The sequence below is a fragment of the Allomesorhizobium camelthorni genome, assembly GCF_011045125.1.
GTDB lineage: Bacteria > Pseudomonadota > Alphaproteobacteria > Rhizobiales > Rhizobiaceae > Allomesorhizobium > Allomesorhizobium camelthorni.
In genome coordinates this window covers 1-1,030 of sequence record NZ_JAAKZF010000273.1, presented here as the reverse complement: position 1 = coordinate 1,030, position 1,030 = coordinate 1, and the positions used below count along the sequence as shown (strand labels likewise).

At 63.7% G+C, this 1,030-nt stretch carries 1 protein-coding gene; it reads left to right on the top strand.

The genetic code is table 11. The annotated features are described in order from the left end of the window. Nucleotides 1-17 precede the first annotated feature (17 nt). Entirely contained in the window at nt 18-989 is a 972-nt protein-coding gene (locus G6N73_RS35835) for an IS110 family RNA-guided transposase (protein WP_281353029.1), read from the top strand. Nucleotides 990-1,030: the final 41 nt, after the last annotated feature.

Genomic DNA, 1,030 nt, shown 5'->3' with positions numbered 1-1,030 from the left:
ACAAGCTATGCGATCGTCTGGGGCGGTCCGGCAAGCCGCTGGCGTTTTGCTATGAGGCCGGCCCGTGCGGCTATGGCGTTTATCGCCAACTCACAAGCCTGGGCCATCGCTGCGACGTGGTGGCGCCATCGCTGATTCCGCGGAAGCCTGGCGATCGGGTGAAGACAAACCGTCGCGACGCCACCATGCTCGCCCGCCTCAATCGGGCCGGAGAGTTGACCCCCGTCTGGGTGCCCGATACCGACCACGAAGCCATGCGCGACCTGATCCGGCTGCGCAGCGTCGTGCGCCAGGTGGTGACGCGCGCGCGTCAACATCTTCAGGGATTTCTGCTGCGTCACGGGCGCAAGCATCAGCGGGGTACCGCCTGGCGAATGGCTTACCGGCGATGGCTTTCGACCCTGGCCTTCGAACATCCCGCTCAGCAGATCGCATTTCAGGACTACGTCGATGCCGTCATGGATGCGGAACGGCGCCTGCAACAGGTCGAGGAACAGATACTCAGCCTGCTCCCGGAATGGAACCAGCGCCCGGTGGTTGATGCCTTGCAGGCAATGCGCGGCATCGCGCTGATCAATGCCGTGGTGCTGGTCGCGGAGGTCGGCGACTTCACACGCTTCTCCAATCCACGCCAGCTCATGGCCTATTTCGGCCTGGTACCCGGAGAACAATCGAGTGGCGAGACCGTCTGGCGCGGCGGCATCACCAAGACCGGCAACACCCATGCCCGGCGCGCGCTGGTCGAGGGCGCCTGGGCTTACAGGATGAGGCCGCGCATCGGCCGGCACAAGGTCGACCGGATCGAGGCGCTGCCAAAAGTCGTTCGCGATATCGGGTGGAAGGCGCAGGTTCGACTGTGCACCCGATATCGTCGGCTGAGCGCGCGCGGCAAGAACGCCAACGTCGTTAATGTCGCCATCGCACGCGAGATGGTGGGCTTCATCTGGTCGATTGCCTGCACGGTTCAATCCGCGCCAAAGGCGGCGTGACCAGTATTTGAAAGACAGCCAGCAGAGGAGATCGCAAAACT